Origin of the sequence: Streptomyces tropicalis (assembly GCF_029269835.1) — a bacterium.
Lineage (GTDB): Bacteria > Actinomycetota > Actinomycetes > Streptomycetales > Streptomycetaceae > Streptomyces > Streptomyces tropicalis.
Map to the genome: position 1 here is coordinate 82108 of NZ_JARJBB010000021.1, position 16252 is coordinate 98359.

Below are 16252 nucleotides of genomic sequence, written 5' to 3' on the forward strand. Positions count from 1 at the left end.
GGCGGTCACGTCCGGGCGGTGCGCTCGGCGACCAGGACCGGCCGTTCGGGCAGGGACACGTCCACGGGGGCGCCGGCGCCGAGTCCGGCGGCCTCGGACGCGGGCAGGTCTGCCTTGACCTCGGTGCCGTCGGCGAGCCGGGCGGTGATCCGGACGGTCGCGCCGAGGAAGGCGGTGGCGACGACGCGGGCGGTGCCGTCCTCGTCGGCCCGCACCCGCAGGGCCTCCGGACGGACCAGCACGTCCACGTCGCGGGCGGCGGGCGGCGGGCCGTCGACCGGCAGCCGCCGGCCGAGGACCTCGACCCGGTCCTGGTCCAGCCGGCCCGGGATCCGGCTCATCGTGCCGACGAACTCGGCGACGAAGGGGCCGGCCGGGCGGCCGTACAGCTCGGCGGGCGCGGCGCACTGCTCGAGCCGGCCGGCGCGCAGCACGGCGACGCGGTCGGCGACGGACAGCGCCTCCTCCTGGTCGTGGGTGACGAACAGGGTGGTGATGCCGAGCTCCTGCTGGAGCCGGCGGATCTCCTCGCGCAGGGTCAGCCGGACCTGGGCGTCGAGCGCCGACAGCGGCTCGTCGAGCAGCAGGACGCGCGGGCGCAGGGCGAGCGCGCGGGCCAGCGCCACGCGCTGCTGCTGACCGCCGGAGAGCTGGTGCGGGAAGCGGTCGCCGCGGTCCGACAGGCCGACCAGGTCCAGCAGTTCGGCGGCCCGCTTCCGGCGCGCGGCGGCACGGACCCGGCGCATGCGCAGCCCGAAGGCGACGTTGTCGAGGGCGTCGAGATGCGGAAAGAGGCTGTACGACTGGAAGACCATCCCGGCGTCGCGGCGGTGGGCGGGGACGGCCGTCACGTCGCGGCCGTCGACGAGCACCTCACCGGAGTCGGGGTGCTCGAAGCCGGCGAGCATGCGCAGCGCGGTGGTCTTGCCGCAGCCGGAGGGGCCGAGCAGGGCCAGGAACTCCCCCGGCCGCACGGCGAGGTCGAGTCCGTCGAGGGCGACGGTCGAGCCGAACCTCCGGTGCAGGGAGCGGAGTTCGACGGTGGCGGCCTGCACGTCGGCGGCCTTCTCAGCGGTGGTGACAGTCATGGTTCATCCCCGGGACGAAGCGGTTCGGGTGCGTCCGCCGGCACCGGCGAGCGCGAGGAGCAGGGCCCAGGTGACGAGCAGGCTGAGCACGGAGACGGCGACGGAGAGCTGGGCCTGCTCGCCGCCGACGGCCACGATCCAGACGGCGAAGGGCCTGAAGCCCAGGAGCTGCGCCACGGTGAACTCGCCGAGCACCAGTGCCAGGGTGAGGAAGGCGGCGTTCAGCAGGGCCCCGCGGAGATTGGGCAGGACGGCGCGCAGCAGGGCCTGCGTCCATCCCGCCCCGCAGCTGCGGGCCGCCTCGACGAGGGTGCGGACGTCGATCGCGCCGAGGCCGGCGTCCAGTGCCCGGTACACGAACGGCAGCGCCATCACGACGTAGGCGAGGACGAGCACCACGGGGAAGTCCGGGTTCTGGACGGCCACGAAGGTCTGGAACAGCGGGGTGCGGGACAAATGGTCGGGGCCCCACTTGAGCACGGTCGCGATACCCGCGACGAAGGCGATCGGCGGGACGACCAGCGGCAGCGAGCACACCACCTCCACGACGGCCCGCAGCCGGGGCGCGCCGAGCCGGAGCGCCACCACGGCGGGCACCGTCAGCAGCAGGACCAGGGCGATGGTGGCGGCGGCCAGTTCCAGCGACAGCAGCAGGCTGGAGCCGAAGCCGTCGGTGGAGACGATCTGCCGGTAGGCGTCGAAGGTGACGCCCCGGCCGGGCACGTCGACGGTGAAGACCACCGACGCGGCGAGCGGGACCAGGAAGTACAGCGCGGCGAGGCCGAGCACGGCCCCCCGCCACACGTTCAGGCGAGCCATCGCGCACTCCGGCGTTGCAGGGGCAGGTAGACGGCCATGACCAGGCCCGCCACCAGGACCATGTCGAGGCTGAGGGCGAGTGCCACGTTCTCCTGTCCGACGAGCACGTTGCCGGAGAGGGCGTCGGCGATCTGGAGGGTGACCAGCGGGACCGCGCTGCCCACCATGGCCGCGGCGGTGGCGTAGGCGGCGAAGGCGCTGCCGAAGAGCAGGACCAGGCCGCCGAGCAGGGACGGCGCGAGGACGGGGAGGGCGACGTGCCGCCAGTACTGGGCGGTGGTGGCGCCGTTGTTGCGGGCGGCCTCGCGCCACTGGGTGCGCAGGCCGTCCAGGGCGGGGGTGATGGTGAGGACCATCAGCGGGATCAGGAAGTACAGGTAGACGATCACCAGGCCCCAGAAGCTGTACAGGTCCCAGCCCCGGTCGGCCAGGCCCAGGTGCCGGGTGAGCACGCCCGCGTTGCCGAGGGTGGCGACGAAGGCGAAGGCGAGGGGGACGCCGCCGAAGTTGGCGAGGACGCCGGAGGCGGTGAGCACGGCCTCGCGCAGCGCGCGGAAGCGGGAGGTGACGACGGCCTGCGCGAGGGGCAGGCCGAGCAGGGCCCCGAGGACGGCGGAGAGGGCGGACAGTTTGACGCTGCCCACCAGGGCGGTGAGGTAGGCGCCCTGCAGGGAGGCGGCCAGGTTGGCGGTGCTGTAGGACGTGGCGCCGGTGGCCTGGTCGGTGACGGTGAAGGCGCCGTCGAGCATGGCGAGGGCGGGCAGTCCGAACGCGAGCACGGTGAAGGCGAGCAGCGGGACGGCGGCGAGCCAGCCCGGGGCACGGCGCCGCCGCCCGGTGCGGGCGGCGGGCACCGTGCCGGCCCGTGTGTCGAGGGCGGTGGTCATCCGGAGACGGCCTTCCCCCAGCCCTCAGCGATGGCCGCCTTGGCCTTGCTCTGCTGGGCCTCGGCCGGGAAGGACGGGGTTCCGGCGACCGGCGGGAGCTTCGCGGCGGCGGCCTTGTCGAGGGTGCCGGCCTTCTCCAGGGCGGACATCAGCGCGGGCCGCGCGTGGCCCTTGAGCCACAGGTTCTGGCCCTCGGCGCTGTAGAGGTACTCCTGCCACAGTCGGGCGGCGGCCGGGTGGGGGGCGTCCTTGGTGACGGCCTGGGAGTAGTACTGGGCGTAGACGCCGTCGGCGGGGACGGCGACCTTCCAGTCGACGCCCTTGGACGTGAACTCGTCGGCGTAGCCGGCGTTCAGGTAGTCCCAGTCGATACTGATCGGCGTCTCGCCCTTCTCGACGGTGGCCGGGGTGGACTCGACGGGCGTGTAGTTGCCGTTCTTCTTCAGCTGGGCGAAGAAGTCCAGGCCGGGCCGGACGTCGTCGAAGCTGCCGCCGTTCGCGAGCGCGGCCGCGTAGACGCCGCCGAAGGCGGAGCCGGACTTGGTGGGGTTGCCGTTGAGGGCGACCTGGCCCTTGTACTGGGGCTTCAGCAGGTCCTTGAAGGTGGTGGGGCACTGCTTGACGCGGTGGGCGTCGCAGCCGATGGAGATGTAGCCGCCGTAGTCGTTGTACCAGCGGGCCTGCGGATCCTTCTGCGCGGCGGGGATGCCGGCGTATCCGGCCACCTTGTAGGGCGCGAGCAGGCCCTGCTGGGCGGCGCTGAGCGCGAAGGAGCTGCCGAGGTCGAGGACGTCGGGGGCGCGGTCCTGGCCCTTGCGGGAGGTGACGGCGTTGATCTCGTCCTGGCTGGAGCCGTCCGGGTTCTCGACGTCGACCTTGATGCCGTACTTCTTCTGGAAGCCGTCGATGAGGGCGCCGTAGTTCGCCCAGTCGCGGGGCAGCGCGATGGCGTGCAGGGTGCCCTCCTTGCGGGCCGCCTTCACCAGCGCGTCCATGCCGCCGAGGTCTGCGGCGGAGGTGGCGGTGGCGGCGTTCTTGCCTCCCGCGGTGGTCGACGCGTTGTCGGGAGCGGCGCCGCAGGCGCTCAGGGCGAGCGCGGCGAGGACGGCGAGGGAGCCGCTCAGGACGGTCGTTCTCGGCAGGGACACGGTCACGGTCTCTCCAGGGGTGCGCACGGGGGAGTGAGGCAGTGCGGACAACTTGTCTGAACAAGTTGACCCCAGTACGCCCGGCGCCGATGTCCTTGCCGTGAACACGGGCGAAACCCTGCACCCCTTTCGCCTGCACAGTCCGGACCGGCGGCGGACCCGCTGCGATGTCGATTAGGCTGCTCACGCTGTGCACAGCCGCCGACTCGGAGGGGAAGCATGACGGCGCGACACGAGGAGATCGCAGAAGCCCTGCGGCGCGCGATCGACCGCGAGGAGTACACCGTCGGCAGCCGGCTGCCCCCGGAGACCGAGCTCGCCGCGCACTACGGCGTCTCGCGCGGCACGGTTCGCCAGGCCGTGGCGGCCCTGACCGCCGAGGGACTGATCGGCTCCCGTCAGGGGGCCCGGCGCGTGGTGCTGGCCGGCCGCCGCAGCCAGAGCTTCGCCGAGCTGCGCAGCTTCGCCCAGTGGGCGCGCGCGATGGGGCGGGAGGCGACCGGCCGGGTGGTGGCGCAGGAGTTCCGGCCGGCGACCGAGGAGGACGCCCTGCGGCTGCACCTGCGCGAGCGCACCCCGGTGCTGCACGTGCTGCGGGTGCGTGGTCTGGACGGGGAGCCGGTGCTGCTGGAGCGGACCGTGTACGCCGACTGGATCGCGCCCGCCGTCGCGCCGATCGAGCCGGGCTGCCCCTCCGTCACCCAGCGGCTCCACGAGAGCACCGGCCTGGTCTTCGCCTACGGGGAGCACGTGATCGACGCGGTCGCGGCGGGCGCCCGGGACGCCCACCTGCTCGGTGTGCGGCGCACCAGTCCGCTGCTGCGGGTCCGCCGGGTGACGACCACGCGCGAGGGCCGCCCGGTGGAGTGGTCGGACGACCGCTACCGCTCGGACGCCGTGAGCTTCACCGTGCACAACTCGATCGGGAACAACGCACTGGCCCGCACCACGGCGGACGGCTGACGCGGGGTCCCGGCCGAGGGAGCGGCCCTACGTCGGCGATCCCGAGGAGAACCGCCTCAGCAGCGGCGACAGCACCAGCACGGACTTGGTGCGCTCCACGAACGGCTCCCCCGCGATCCGCTCAAGGACGCGTTCGAAGTGCCGCATGTCGGCGGCGAAGACCTGGGCCACGGCGTCCGCCTCCCCGGTGACCGTGGACGCGGCCACGACCTCCTGGTAGCGCTCCAGGCCCCGCTGGATGGTCTCCGGCGAGGTGTTGCGCCGGCAGTAGATCTCGACGAACCCCTCGGTCTCCCAGCCGAGCGCCGCGGGGTCGACCCGGACGGTGAAGCCGGTGATGGCTCCGGTGGCGCGCAGCCGGTCCACACGCCGTTTGACGGCCGGAGCGGACAGGCCGACCAGCTGCCCGATGTCCGCGTAGGAGCGGCGGGCGTCCTCGGCGAGGGCGTGCACGATGCGTTCGTCGAGATCGTTCAGCACAGGGGTGGTTCACTTCTTCGGTTCGGTCACGTCGCTGCCGCCGGCGAGCACCCGGCGGCCCGGGCCGTCGCACGCCGCGGGACCGGAGCGCCGGCAGCCGTACACGAAGTAGACCACGCGCCGGGGGCGGACGATCTCCGACGGCCCCCGCCGCTCCCCGGGGATGGGTGCCGGAGGGGGCCGCGGCAGAGGCCGTCCGGGCCGGTCAGCTCCAGCTGGCGTGGAGCGGCTTGCCCTCGGCGTAGCCGGCGGCGGACTGGACGCCGACGACGGCCTTCTCGGCGAACTCCTCCAGCGACCCGGCACCGGCGTAGGTGCAGGACGAGCGGACGCCCGCGATGATCGAGTCGATCAGGTCCTCCACCCCCGGACGGACCGGGTCGAGGAACATGCGGGAGGTGGAGATGCCCTCCTCGAACAGCGCCTTGCGGGCGCGGTCGTAGGACGACTCCTCGGAGGTGCGGTTGCGCACCGCGCGGGCGGAGGCCATGCCGAAGGACTCCTTGTAGAGCCGCCCGTTCGCGTCCTGCTGGAGGTCGCCCGGCGACTCGTAGGTGCCCGCGAACCAGGAGCCGATCATCACGTTGGACGCGCCGGCGGCGAGGGCCATCGCCACGTCGCGCGGGTGGCGGACGCCGCCGTCGGCCCACACGTGCTTGCCGTACGTGCGGGCCTCGGCCGCGCACTCCAGCACCGCGGAGAACTGCGGGCGGCCGACGCCGGTCATCATGCGGGTGGTGCACATGGCGCCGGGGCCGACCCCGACCTTGATGATGTCCGCCCCCGCCCCGACGAGGTCCCTGACGCCCTCGGCGGACACGATGTTGCCCGCGGCCACCGGCACCTGCGGGTCGAGGCCGCGGACCAGCCGGACCGCCGAGATCATCGACTCCTGGTGGCCGTGCGCGGTGTCGATCACGAGCGTGTCCACGCCCGCGTCGAGGAGCTGCTTGGCCTTCCCGGCGACGTCGCCGTTGATGCCCACGGCGGCGGCGACGCGCAGCCGGCCGCCCGCGTCGGTGGCCGGCGTGTACAGGGTGGCGCGCAGAGCGCCCTTGCGGGTGAGGATGCCGGCGAGCCGGCCGTCCTTGTCGACGGCCGGGGCGTAGCGCCGGTTGGCGGCGTCGAGGGTGTGGAAGGCCTCGCGCGGGTCGATGTCCGCGTCCAGCAGGAGCAGGTCCCTGGACATGACCAGTTCGAGCTGGGTGAAGCGGTCGACCCCGGTCAGGTCCTGGTCGGTGACGACACCGACGGGCCGGTGGTCCCCGTCCACGACGACACCGGCGTTGTGGGCGCGCTTGGGCAGCAGCGCCAGCGCGTCCGCGACCGTCTGGTGCGGGGCGAGCACGATGGGCGTGTCGAGGACGTGGTGACGGCTCTTCACCCAGGAGATCACGTCGGTGACGACGTCGATCGGGATGTCCTGCGGGACGACGACCAGACCGCCGCGACGGGCCACGGTCTCGGCCATGCGGCGGCCGGCGATCGCGGTCATGTTGGCGACGACGAGCGGGATCGTGGTGCCCGTGCCGTCCGGGGAACTCAGGTCCACGCCCTGACGCGAGCCGACCGCGGAGCGGCTCGGCACCATGAAGACATCGTCGTACGTCAGGTCGTAGGCGGGCCGGATGTCATTGAGGAAACGCACGTGCTGCACATCCCAGTCGATCTCAAGGCGGCCCCCCGACAGGTCAGCCAGGGGGGAAGGAGCACGTACTTCATTGTCCCATGGGGACCGTAATGTCATGCACGGTCGAATCATCCAGGCCGGTCGCCGGGCCCCTGGGAGGAACCTCCAAGGGCGAGCGCCACGGCCAGCGCGGGGGTGGTGTCCACCGCCTGCGCGAAGACCTCCCGGGCCGTCTCCCACTCCCCCGGCCGCTCCTGTGCGTACCGCTGCCAGCCCCGTACGACGAGGAGCAGCCCGCTGTCGGCCGCCGCGGCCGGCCACACGCCGGCGTCGGAGAGGCTGTCGGCGAGCGCGTCCCAGTTCCGGCCGAACCAGTCGGGCAGGGACAGGGCGCGGGCGCACCGGTCCATCAGTCCGGCCTTGTCCGTGACACCGTCGAGGTCCAGCACGACCAGGTGCAGACCGGCCAGGTCTTCCGTCATCTCAGCACCGCCCGGAACGAGTTGTAGTGGTCGTCGGTGTAGTAGATCTCGTGGCCGCCCCCGGTGACGATCCGCCGGGCCCCGCGGTCGTGCGAGCCCGGCGTCGGCACGGTGAACTCGTGGTAGTACCCACGGCTCTGCGGGGGCAGCCGGTGCTCGATGTTGCCGAAGACGGCGCCGTCCTTGGCGTACGGGTAGGGGCCGCCCCGGTCGATGAGGGCGAGGGTCCGCCGGGCCTCGGCGGGCAGCCGCGCGGCGGGCACGGTGGGCAGGGTGCGGGCCCGGGACGGGGTGGAGGCCCCCGGGGCGGCACCGGTGCCGGGCCCGGCGGGCGCCCCGGTCGGGGCGCATCCCGTCAGGGCGACGGCGAGGCAGACGAGGAGCCCGGCGAGCAGACGGGCCACGGAGCGCGAGGGCATGGGGCCGATGCTGTCACGGCAGCGCCCGCCGCACCCGCGGTCCGCCGGCACCGGGCGGAGTCCGGCGCGGCCCGCGGGGGCGCCGGGCGGGCGGGGCGGCGTGTGCACGGGCTCCGCGGGCGCCGTCCGGCCCGCACCGGTGCCGCTCGGGGCACCGGTGGCGGTCCCGGGCCGATCCCCGTGCGGGTGCCGGCCCCGGGCAGGGAGCCGTCCCGGGGCGTCCGGTCCCGGACGGGACCGCTGGGGCCTCCGGCCCGCGCCGGCGCCCCTCGGGGCGCCGGTGGCCGTGCCGGTCGGCAGGCCGCACCCGCGACGCCCCGGGTACGGCACCCGGTCAGGCACCGTCCGGGTCGGCCCGGCTCAGCGCCGGCCGCGGGGCCGGTCCCGCGGTCATCAGGTAGTCCGCGGCCGAGGTGTCCGTGACCAGGCTGGTGACCAGCCCGGACCGCAGCACCGCGTCGATCGCCGACGCCTTGCGCTGACCGCCCGCGATCGCCACGACCTCGGGGATCCGGCGCAGCTGGTCGGCCTTGACCGTGATGCACCGCTCCCCCAGGTCGCGCCCGATCCGCCGGCCCTCCGCGTCGAAGAGGTGCGCGGCCATCTCGGCCGCGACGCCGAGGGAGGCGTAGTGCGCGCGCTCGTCCTCGCTGAGCATGTCGTGCACCGTGGAGATGCCCGGCTCCCAGGAGCCGATGGACACACACGCGACCGTGACCTTGTCGAAGTACTCGAAGGCCCGCGCGATGCCCGTCTGGTGGCGCAGCGCCGTCGCGGTGGCCGCGTCCGGCAGCAGCATCGGCGCGTAGATGGGGTGGGCGTCGCCGCCCGACACCTGGGCGGCCCGGCGCACGGCCTCCACCGAGCCGCGCTCGGAGGTACCGGCGTCGTACACGCCCGTCAGCTGCACCACGGTGCACGGCGGCAGCCGGTCGAGCGCGGCCGCCATGTGGATGGTGGACCGGCCCCACGCCAGCCCGAGCACGTCCCCCTCGTCGACCAGCTCGCCGAGCAGGTCGGCCGCGACCTCGCCGAGGTTCTCGGGGTCGGGGGTCTCCTCCGCCTCGACCGGGGACTCGACCACGACGGCGTGCCGGAGGCCGTAGCGGGCGCGGAGCGCGTCGGAGCGCTCGGCGTCCAGCTCGGCCGGGACCCGGATCTCGATACGCACGAGATCCCGCTCGAGGGCTGTCTCCAGGACCCGGGCCACCTTGAAGCGGCTGACGCCGAACTCCTCCGCGATCTGGATCTTGGACTTGCCCTCGAGGTAGAAGCGGCGGGCCATGGCCGCCGCCTGCACCAGCTCAGCGGGTCCCATCCGCATGGCTGACCGGCCCGCCGACATACCCGACACGGCGATCTCCTCACTGCTGTTCACACTCTGGATTCGCCGTTCATCCTTGCAGATCCGGCGCACTCGATCAGCCCTGCTGGGAGCCGTTCACGTAGCTGTGGCTCAGTGGTCGCACGCCCAGGATGCCCGGGCGGCGGCCGTTTCCGCCTGAGCACGCAGTGCGCGGACCGCCTCGGAGGGGTCCTGGGCCCCGTACACCGCGGATCCGGCGACGAACACGTCGGCGCCCGCGTCCGCACACCGCTCGATGGTCGAGGCCGAGACGCCGCCGTCGACCTGGAGCCACAGTTCCAGGCCGTGCTTCCTGATCAGCTCCCTGGTACGGCGGATCTTGGGCAGCATGATGTCGAGGAACGACTGCCCGCCGAAGCCCGGCTCCACGGTCATGATCAGGAGCATGTCCAGCTCGGGGAGCAGGTCCTCGTAGGGCTCGATCGGCGTGGCGGGCTTCAGCGCCATGGACGCCCGCGCGCCCTTGGCCCGGATCTCGCGGGCGAGCCGCACCGGGGCGCCGGCCGCCTCGACGTGGAAGGTGACCGAGGAGGCACCCGCCTCGACGTACTGCGGCGCCCACCGGTCGGCGTCCTCGATCATCAGGTGGCAGTCCAGCGGGGTGTCCGTCGCCCGCGCCAGGGACTCCACGACCGGCACGCCGAGCGTGAGGTTCGGGACGAAGTGGTTGTCCATGACGTCGACATGGAGCCAGTCCGCGCCGTCGACCGCCTTCGCCTCCTCGGCGAGACGCGCGAAGTCGGCGGACAGGATGCTGGGGTTGATCTGCACGGCCATGACCCAAGCCTGCCATGCCCGAGCCGGGTTGGTCGCTCCGGTACCCCGGCTCCACCGCCGGGGGCCCCTTGCCGGACCGCGCCGCGGCTGCCCGCCGCTCCGGCGCGAAGCCCCGGCGCGACGGCTTCGGAGCCCCGGCCCGGGCGTTCCCACCGGGCAACCGCGGCGTTACCGCGGGCTGTGCTTCCGGGCCCGGCCCGGAGGGCACCCCGGGAGGCCGCGGGGTCCGGCGCGGACGGCGCTCCGGGCACCCCGGGGCAGCCTGCGGGGCCGGGCTCCTCACCTGCGCCGGCGCGGGCACGGGCGGGCGCACCGGACCGCGCGCTCGGATCGCGTGACGCTCCGGGCACGCGGTCCGGGCGAGTCCTTCCGGCGGTGCGCCGGTCCGACGGCGCATGGGGGTCGGCCCAGGTGATGGGTGTCGGCTCCGGCATCGTGGTCACCAGGACGGGCCGGCCGCCATGCTCGGCGAGGACGGTGACGGGCTGGCTCCCCCATGCAGCTCGACGAGGGCCACGATCGCGTTCCCCCTCCGTGCGGACGCAGCGCCGCTGTCACCCGGACCCGAGTGTGAGGATGCTGTGGGTGACAGGGAACAGGGCTTCCGGCTCACGGGGAGGGTTCCTACCCTCCGGTGCCCATGACAACAGAACACGCGCAACGGCCCGAGGGGTACGACGGACACAGCCGCAGAGGCTTCCTGACGGCGACGGGGGGAGCGATCGCCGGAGTCGTCGGCGGGGGAACGGCCGGCGCCTTAGGGACGGCGGGCAGCGCTGCCGCGGCCTCCTCCGGCAAGCGCGTCGCCGTCCTGGGCGGCGGAGTCTCCGGCCTCAGCGCCGCCCACGAACTCGCCGAACGCGGCTACGAGGTCACGGTCCACGAGTACTACGACACCCTCGGCGGCAAGGCCCGCTCCATGGACGTCCCCGGGACCGGAACGGGCGGCCGCAGGCCACTTCCCGGCGAGCACGGCTTCCGCTTCTTCCCCGGCTTCTACCGGAACCTGCCGGACACCATGCGCCGCATCCCCTTCCCCGGCAACGCGAACGGCGTGCACGGCAACCTCCGCAGCGGCACGGAGGCGTTGTTCGCGCGCGGCTCGGGACGCCCGGACCTGCACTTCCCGCTCCGCCGGGTCGCCACCCCGCCCGCCCCCGGCGACATCACCCCGTCCTGGATCCGCGACCAGGTCCTCTCGGTGCTGGACCTCGCCACTCGCCTGCCCGCCGACGAGGCCGCGTACTTCGCCGACCGCGTCCTGGTCCACCTCACCAGTTGCGACGCCCGCCGCGAGGGCCAGTGGGAGAAGGTCGCATGGTGGGACTTCATCCGGGCCGGCGAGATGAGCCGCGAGTATCAGGTCCTCCTCGGCATCGGCCAGACCCGCAACCTCGTCGCCACCCGCGCCGAGGTCGCCTCCACCCGGACCGTCGGCCGCGTCATCATCGAGGCCCTCCTGCTGTGGGGCCTGCTCGGCCGCGGCATGGACGGCGACGCGGACGTCGACCGGGTGCTGAACGCGCCGACCAGCGAGGCGTGGATCGACCCGTGGGAGACGCATCTGCGCTCCCTGGGCGTCGAGTTCGTGCTCGGCACCGAGGTCCGGGAGGTGGTGTACGGCGGCGGCCGGGTGACCGGTGTACGGGTGGCGGCGCGCGACGGCAGCCGGCGACGCACCATCACCGCCGACCACTACGTCTCCGCCCTCCCGGTCGAGCACGCGCGCGTGACCTGGGGCCCGGCCCTGCGGGCCGCCGATCCGCAGCTCGGGCGGTGCGGCGCGCTGAGGACGGACTGGATGACCGGCGTGATGTTCTACCTGCGCACGCCCACCCCCGTCGTGCACGGCCACATCAACTGCCTCGACTCACCGTGGGCGGTCACCGGAATCGGCCAGTCCCAGTTCTGGGACGTACGGGACTTCGCGCGCGACTACGGGGACGGGCGGGCCCACGAGTGCCTGTCCACGATCATCTCCGAGTGGGACAGGCCCGGCATCCTGTACGGCAAGACGGCCCGCGAGTGCACCAAGGACGAGATCGTCGCCGAGCTGTGGGCCCAGCTGAAGGACGGGCTGAACGACTCCGGCAAGGCGACGCTCAGGGACGAGGACCGGCTCGGCTGGTTCATGGACCCGGCGGTGACGGGCCTCGGCGGCCCCGACCCGCAGAACCGCGAACAGCTCCTCATCCACCCCACCGGCACCCTCTACCACCGCCCGTCGGCGAGGACGGCGGTGCCGAACTTCTTCCTCGCGGGCGACTACGTCCGTACGGACGTGGACCTGGCGACCATGGAGGGCGCCAACGAGTCCGCGCGACGCGCCGTCAACGCACTGCTGGACGCGGACGATTCGGGCGCCGAGCGGTGTCACGTCCGGGAGTTGTTCCGGCCTCCGGAGATGGAGCCCCTGAAGCGGGTCGACGAGGTGCGCTACCGGCTGGGACTGCCCAACACCTTCGACCTGGGGTAGCGACCCGGCGCCGAGCCGTGCCGCAGGGGCCGCGGCCCCGAGCGGCTGCGGCCCTTCGATCGGAACGGCGCGGTGCTGCCGGGTCGTCCGCACCGCGCCGGACGCGGGTCGTACGACAGCGGCTTCCGCCCGCACGCATCGTCGCCGTGCGTGGCCCGGCTGTCCGCGCCTGCCGCCGACCCCCTCGTCGGCGCCGCTCGGGCCGGCAGACCGTCACGCGGCTCGGTTCGGGCGGCTCGGGTCGCCCCACCGTGCCGGTCGCCCCACCGTGCCGGCCCGCGGAGCGGTCACGGCACCGTCGACGTGAAAGCAGCGTGCGAAGGGCGAACCGACAGGTGCGACGGATCAGCCCGTGCGGCGGATCAGGGACAGATACATCGCGTCGGTGCCGTGCAGATGCGGCCAGAGCTGCACGTCCGGTCCCTCGCCGAGGGCCGGGACGCCGGGCAGCAGCGGGCGCGCGTCGATCCGTTCCGTCTCCGGGAACTGCTTGATCACGTCGGTGACCACCGCCCGGGTCTCCGCGAGGTGCGGCGAGCAGGTCGCGTAGCCGACGACCCCGCCGACCCGCACGGACTCCAGGGCGATGCGCAGCAGCCCGCGCTGCAGCGGCGCGAAGCCGTCCAGGTCCTCCGGCCGGCGCCGCCAGCGCGCCTCGGGGCGCCGGCGCAGCGCCCCGAGCCCGGTGCACGGCACGTCGACCAGCACCCGGTCGAAGCTGCCCGGCCGCCAGGCCGGACGGGTCCCGTCGGCCGCGACGACCTGGCAGGGCCCCGGGTTACCGGCGAGTGCCTGCGCCACCAGCCCGGCGCGGTGCGGCTGCTTCTCCGAGGCGAGCAGGAACGCCCCGCGCTCCGCGGCGAGCGCCGCGAGCAGGGCGGCCTTGCCGCCGGGTCCGGCGCACGCGTCGAGCCACCGCTCGTCCGGGCCGTCCAGGGGCGCGTGGGCGAGGGCGAGCGCCACGAGCTGGCTGCCCTCGTCCTGCACGCCCGCCCGGCCCTCGCGCACGGCGTCGACGGCACCCGGCTCGCCGCCCTCGGTGAGCCGCACGGCGTACGGGGACCAGCGCCCCGGCACCGCCGCCTCCTCGCGCAGCAGCTCCTCGGTGGCGGCACGTCCCGGCCGGGCCACCAGCGTCACCTCGGGCCGCTCGTTGTCGGCCTCCAGCAGGTCCTCGATGCCCGCCCGGCCGCCGCCGAGCGAGTCCCACAGCGCGGACACGACCCAGCGCGGGTGGGAGTGCACGACGGCCAGATGGTCCTCGGGGTCGTCGTCGTAGGGCGGGGCGACCTGCTCCAGCCAGGCGTCGAGGTCCTGGTGTGCGACCTTGCGCAGCACGGCGTTGACGAACTTGGCCCGGCCGTCGCCGAGCACCACCCGGGCCAGCTCGACGGAGGCCGACACGGCGGCGTGCGTCGGGATGCGGGTGCCGAGGAGCTGGTGGGCGCCGAGGCTGAGCACGTCGAGGACCGGCGGGTCGACCTCGCGCAGCGGCCGGTCCACGCAGGCGGACAGGATCGCGTCGTAGGTCCCCTGCCGGCGCAGCGTGCCGTAGACGAGCTCGGTCGCGAGCGCCGCGTCCCGCCCGTCGAAGCCGCCGTTCTCGCGGGCCTTGCGCAGCAGCGGCGGCAGCACGAGGTTGGCGTAGGCGTCCCGCTCGTCCACGGCGCGCAGCGCCTCGAAGGCGAGGATGCGGACGGGGTCCTTCTGGGGCCGGCGGTAGGGCTTGGCAGGCCTGCGCGGCCGCCGCGAGGTGTCGCTCACGAAAAAGGTGCTCCGGATGTCTGGGTGCGGTGCTCCCAGCCTACGTCCCGCCCCGGGCGCCCCGGTCCGGGCGTCACCCGCCGAGGGTCTCGCCCTCCGCGATGCGCGCCCCGCGCGCCCAGTCGGCGGCCCGCATCGGCTTCTTGCCCTGGGCCTGCACCCACAGCAGCTCCACCGCGTACGAGCCGGTACCCACGTGGACACTGTTCTTCCCGGCGGACAGGGCGCCGGGGGCCAGGTCGGTCCGGCCGGGCACGGGGACGGCCTGCACCAGCTTCAGCCGCTCGCCGCGGAACGTGGTCCAGGCGCCGGGGGCGGGGGTGCAGCCGCGGATCACCCGGTCGACGCGCAGGGCGGGGGCGGTCCACTCGACCCGGGCGTCCTCCACGGTGATCTTCGGCGCGAGGGTGATCCCGTCCGCGGGCTGCGGCACGGCCTCCACGGTGCCGTCCTCGATGCCGTCCATGGTCGCCGCGAGCAGCCCGGCACCGGCGAAGGCGAGCCGGGTGAGCAGGTCGCCGCTGGTGTCGTTGGGGCGGACCTGCTCCGTGACGGTCCCGTAGACCGGGCCGGAGTCGAGGCCCTCCTCGATCAGGAAGGTGGAGGCGCCGGTGATCTCGTCGCCCGCCATCACGGCGTGCTGCACGGGTGCGGCACCGCGCCAGGCGGGCAGCAGCGAGAAGTGCAGGTTGACCCAGCCGCGGGCGGGGACGTCCAGGGCCACCCGGGGCAGCAGGGCGCCGTAGGCGACGACGGGGCAGCAGTCGGGCGCGATCTCCCGCAGCCGCTCCAGGAAGTCGGGGTCCCGGGGCCTGGCCGGCTTGAGCACCTCGATGCCGGCCTCCTCGGCCCGCTCGGCGACGGGGCTCGCGATCAGCCTGCGCCCGCGTCCGGCCGGCGCGTCGGGCCGCGTGACGACGGCGGCCACCTCGTGCCGCCCGGAGGCGATCAGGGCGTCCAGGGCGGGAACGGCGACCTCGGGGGTGCCGGCGAAGACGAGCTTCATGGGCGGACGTTGGCCTCTCGGGCGGGGACGGGCGGCGGGCGGCGCACCCGTCGGTGACCATGGGTGACCATGGGATTCTATGACCACGGCCCCGGCTGCGGCCGCGCCGGGCGGGACCGGCGTGCGACCGCCGGCGGCGTGCCGGCGGGCCCCACCACCGGCCGCGACCAGCGACGACGGCCGGCTCGGCGCGCACCGGACCCCCGGGGGCGTACGCATATGCCCTTGCGCCCCCCGTGCGTGACCCGTGGACGGCCCACGCGTTGGTCAAGGAAGAGTTGACCACACCGGGCCGTCCGTGCGGCCCGGTTCCTCATCAACGCCGGTTCGAGAGGCTTGTTCATGGCCGACCACGCAACCCACGACGCCCAGGCCCGCGCCAGCCTTCACCTGCTGGTCCGGGACATCGAGCGGGTCCGCCGGCAGGTGGACGCACTGCGCACGCTCACCGCCCAGCTGGGGAACGTCTACCGCCCGCGCCGCTCCGGCCCCTCCACGGGCTTCGTGGTCTACGGCCGCGCCCCCGCCCCGACGGTGCGCCTCGCCCAGGAGCTGCGGGACAGCGTCGAGACGCTGGTGACGGCCGCCGTGGACTTCGACCGCTCGCTGGGCTTCTCGTGGGACGCGGTCGGCTCCGCCCTCGGGGTGACCAAGCAGGCCGTGCACCGCCGGTACGGTGCGCGCCGGGCCGCCGCCCAGGCCGAGGCCGACACCGAGCGGGCCCCGGAGCCGACGGCCACCCACCCGGTCAACGTGGGCGGTCCGGTGCCGGCCGTCCCGACGGTCCCCGCGGCCCGCTCCATGCCGACCCAGCCGACGGCCGGCAGCCCGGTCCTGCGCGAGGACGTCCGCCCGACCGCCTTCCCCGGCCCGCGCAACGGCTGACGCGGCCGCCTCGCCCCGGGTCGTGTCGTCGGACTCCCGTCCGCCTCCGGCGGGCGCGACTC

15 protein-coding genes are annotated in these 16252 nt (G+C 74.4%); 3 read left to right on the forward strand and 12 right to left on the reverse strand.

The window, feature by feature from the left end; all coding sequences use genetic code 11:
* Positions 1 to 5: 5 nt before the first annotated feature.
* From P3H78_RS27945 to P3H78_RS27960, 4 genes are read right to left on the reverse strand one after another with little or no spacing between them, the layout of a single operon-like run.
* The gene (locus tag P3H78_RS27945) at positions 6 to 1088 is read right to left on the reverse strand and encodes an ABC transporter ATP-binding protein (RefSeq protein WP_276111950.1); all 1083 of its coding nucleotides are present in this window, start codon (positions 1086 to 1088) and stop codon (positions 6 to 8) included.
* A gap of 3 nt (positions 1089 to 1091) precedes the next feature.
* Positions 1092 to 1907, reverse strand: coding sequence for an ABC transporter permease (locus P3H78_RS27950; RefSeq protein ID WP_276111951.1), 816 nt, complete (start codon positions 1905 to 1907; stop codon positions 1092 to 1094).
* Positions 1895 to 2794 carry an ABC transporter permease gene (locus P3H78_RS27955; RefSeq protein ID WP_276111952.1) on the reverse strand — a complete coding sequence of 300 codons (900 nt, stop codon included), beginning with the start codon at positions 2792 to 2794 and terminating at the stop codon, positions 1895 to 1897. Before P3H78_RS27955 ends, P3H78_RS27950 begins: the two co-directional genes overlap by 13 nt.
* The gene (locus P3H78_RS27960) at positions 2791 to 3948 is read right to left on the reverse strand and encodes an ABC transporter substrate-binding protein (RefSeq protein ID WP_276111953.1); all 1158 of its coding nucleotides are present in this window, start codon (positions 3946 to 3948) and stop codon (positions 2791 to 2793) included. The genes P3H78_RS27955 and P3H78_RS27960 overlap by 4 nt, the downstream gene beginning before the upstream one ends.
* A gap of 213 nt (positions 3949 to 4161) precedes the next feature.
* On the opposite strand from P3H78_RS27960, the gene P3H78_RS27965 reads away from it, so the two are divergent.
* Positions 4162 to 4905: a GntR family transcriptional regulator gene (locus tag P3H78_RS27965; RefSeq protein ID WP_276111954.1), complete on the forward strand. Its 744-nt coding sequence runs from the start codon at positions 4162 to 4164 to the stop codon at positions 4903 to 4905.
* Positions 4906 to 4932: 27 nt separating this feature from the next.
* Here P3H78_RS27965 and P3H78_RS27970 read toward each other — a convergent pair whose 3' ends face one another.
* The 6 genes from P3H78_RS27970 to rpe form a co-directional block, all read right to left on the reverse strand.
* Positions 4933 to 5385, reverse strand: coding sequence for an Lrp/AsnC family transcriptional regulator (locus P3H78_RS27970; protein WP_276111955.1), 453 nt, complete (start codon positions 5383 to 5385; stop codon positions 4933 to 4935).
* Between the two features lie 205 nt (positions 5386 to 5590).
* Complete coding sequence (locus P3H78_RS27975) at positions 5591 to 7033, reverse strand: GuaB1 family IMP dehydrogenase-related protein (RefSeq protein WP_276111956.1); 1443 nt, start codon at positions 7031 to 7033, stop codon at positions 5591 to 5593.
* Between the two features lie 110 nt (positions 7034 to 7143).
* Entirely contained in the window at positions 7144 to 7497 is a 354-nt protein-coding gene (locus P3H78_RS27980; RefSeq protein ID WP_276111957.1) for a barstar family protein, read from the reverse strand.
* Positions 7494 to 7916: a guanyl-specific ribonuclease gene (locus tag P3H78_RS27985; protein WP_276111958.1), complete on the reverse strand. Its 423-nt coding sequence runs from the start codon at positions 7914 to 7916 to the stop codon at positions 7494 to 7496. The genes P3H78_RS27980 and P3H78_RS27985 overlap by 4 nt, the downstream gene beginning before the upstream one ends.
* A gap of 334 nt (positions 7917 to 8250) precedes the next feature.
* The gene (locus P3H78_RS27990) at positions 8251 to 9294 is read right to left on the reverse strand and encodes a sugar-binding transcriptional regulator (RefSeq protein ID WP_276111959.1); all 1044 of its coding nucleotides are present in this window, start codon (positions 9292 to 9294) and stop codon (positions 8251 to 8253) included.
* 78 nt (positions 9295 to 9372) lie between these two features.
* On the reverse strand, positions 9373 to 10059 hold the full coding sequence (gene rpe / locus P3H78_RS27995) for a ribulose-phosphate 3-epimerase (RefSeq protein ID WP_276111960.1): 687 nt from the start codon (positions 10057 to 10059) through the stop codon (positions 9373 to 9375).
* Between the two features lie 640 nt (positions 10060 to 10699).
* Here rpe and P3H78_RS28000 point away from each other — a divergent pair.
* On the forward strand, positions 10700 to 12535 hold the full coding sequence (locus P3H78_RS28000) for a hydroxysqualene dehydroxylase (protein WP_276111961.1): 1836 nt from the start codon (positions 10700 to 10702) through the stop codon (positions 12533 to 12535).
* Between the two features lie 345 nt (positions 12536 to 12880).
* Here the strand turns inward: P3H78_RS28000 and P3H78_RS28005 are convergent, their stop codons facing one another.
* Both P3H78_RS28005 and fmt read right to left on the reverse strand, forming a co-directional pair.
* Positions 12881 to 14299, reverse strand: coding sequence for an RsmB/NOP family class I SAM-dependent RNA methyltransferase (locus P3H78_RS28005; RefSeq protein ID WP_276111962.1), 1419 nt, complete (start codon positions 14297 to 14299; stop codon positions 12881 to 12883).
* Between the two features lie 73 nt (positions 14300 to 14372).
* Complete coding sequence (gene fmt / locus P3H78_RS28010; protein WP_276111963.1) at positions 14373 to 15305, reverse strand: methionyl-tRNA formyltransferase; 933 nt, start codon at positions 15303 to 15305, stop codon at positions 14373 to 14375.
* A gap of 342 nt (positions 15306 to 15647) precedes the next feature.
* Between fmt and P3H78_RS28015 the strand changes: the two genes are divergently transcribed.
* Entirely contained in the window at positions 15648 to 16190 is a 543-nt protein-coding gene (locus P3H78_RS28015) for a hypothetical protein (protein WP_276111964.1), read from the forward strand.
* Positions 16191 to 16252 lie beyond the last annotated feature (62 nt).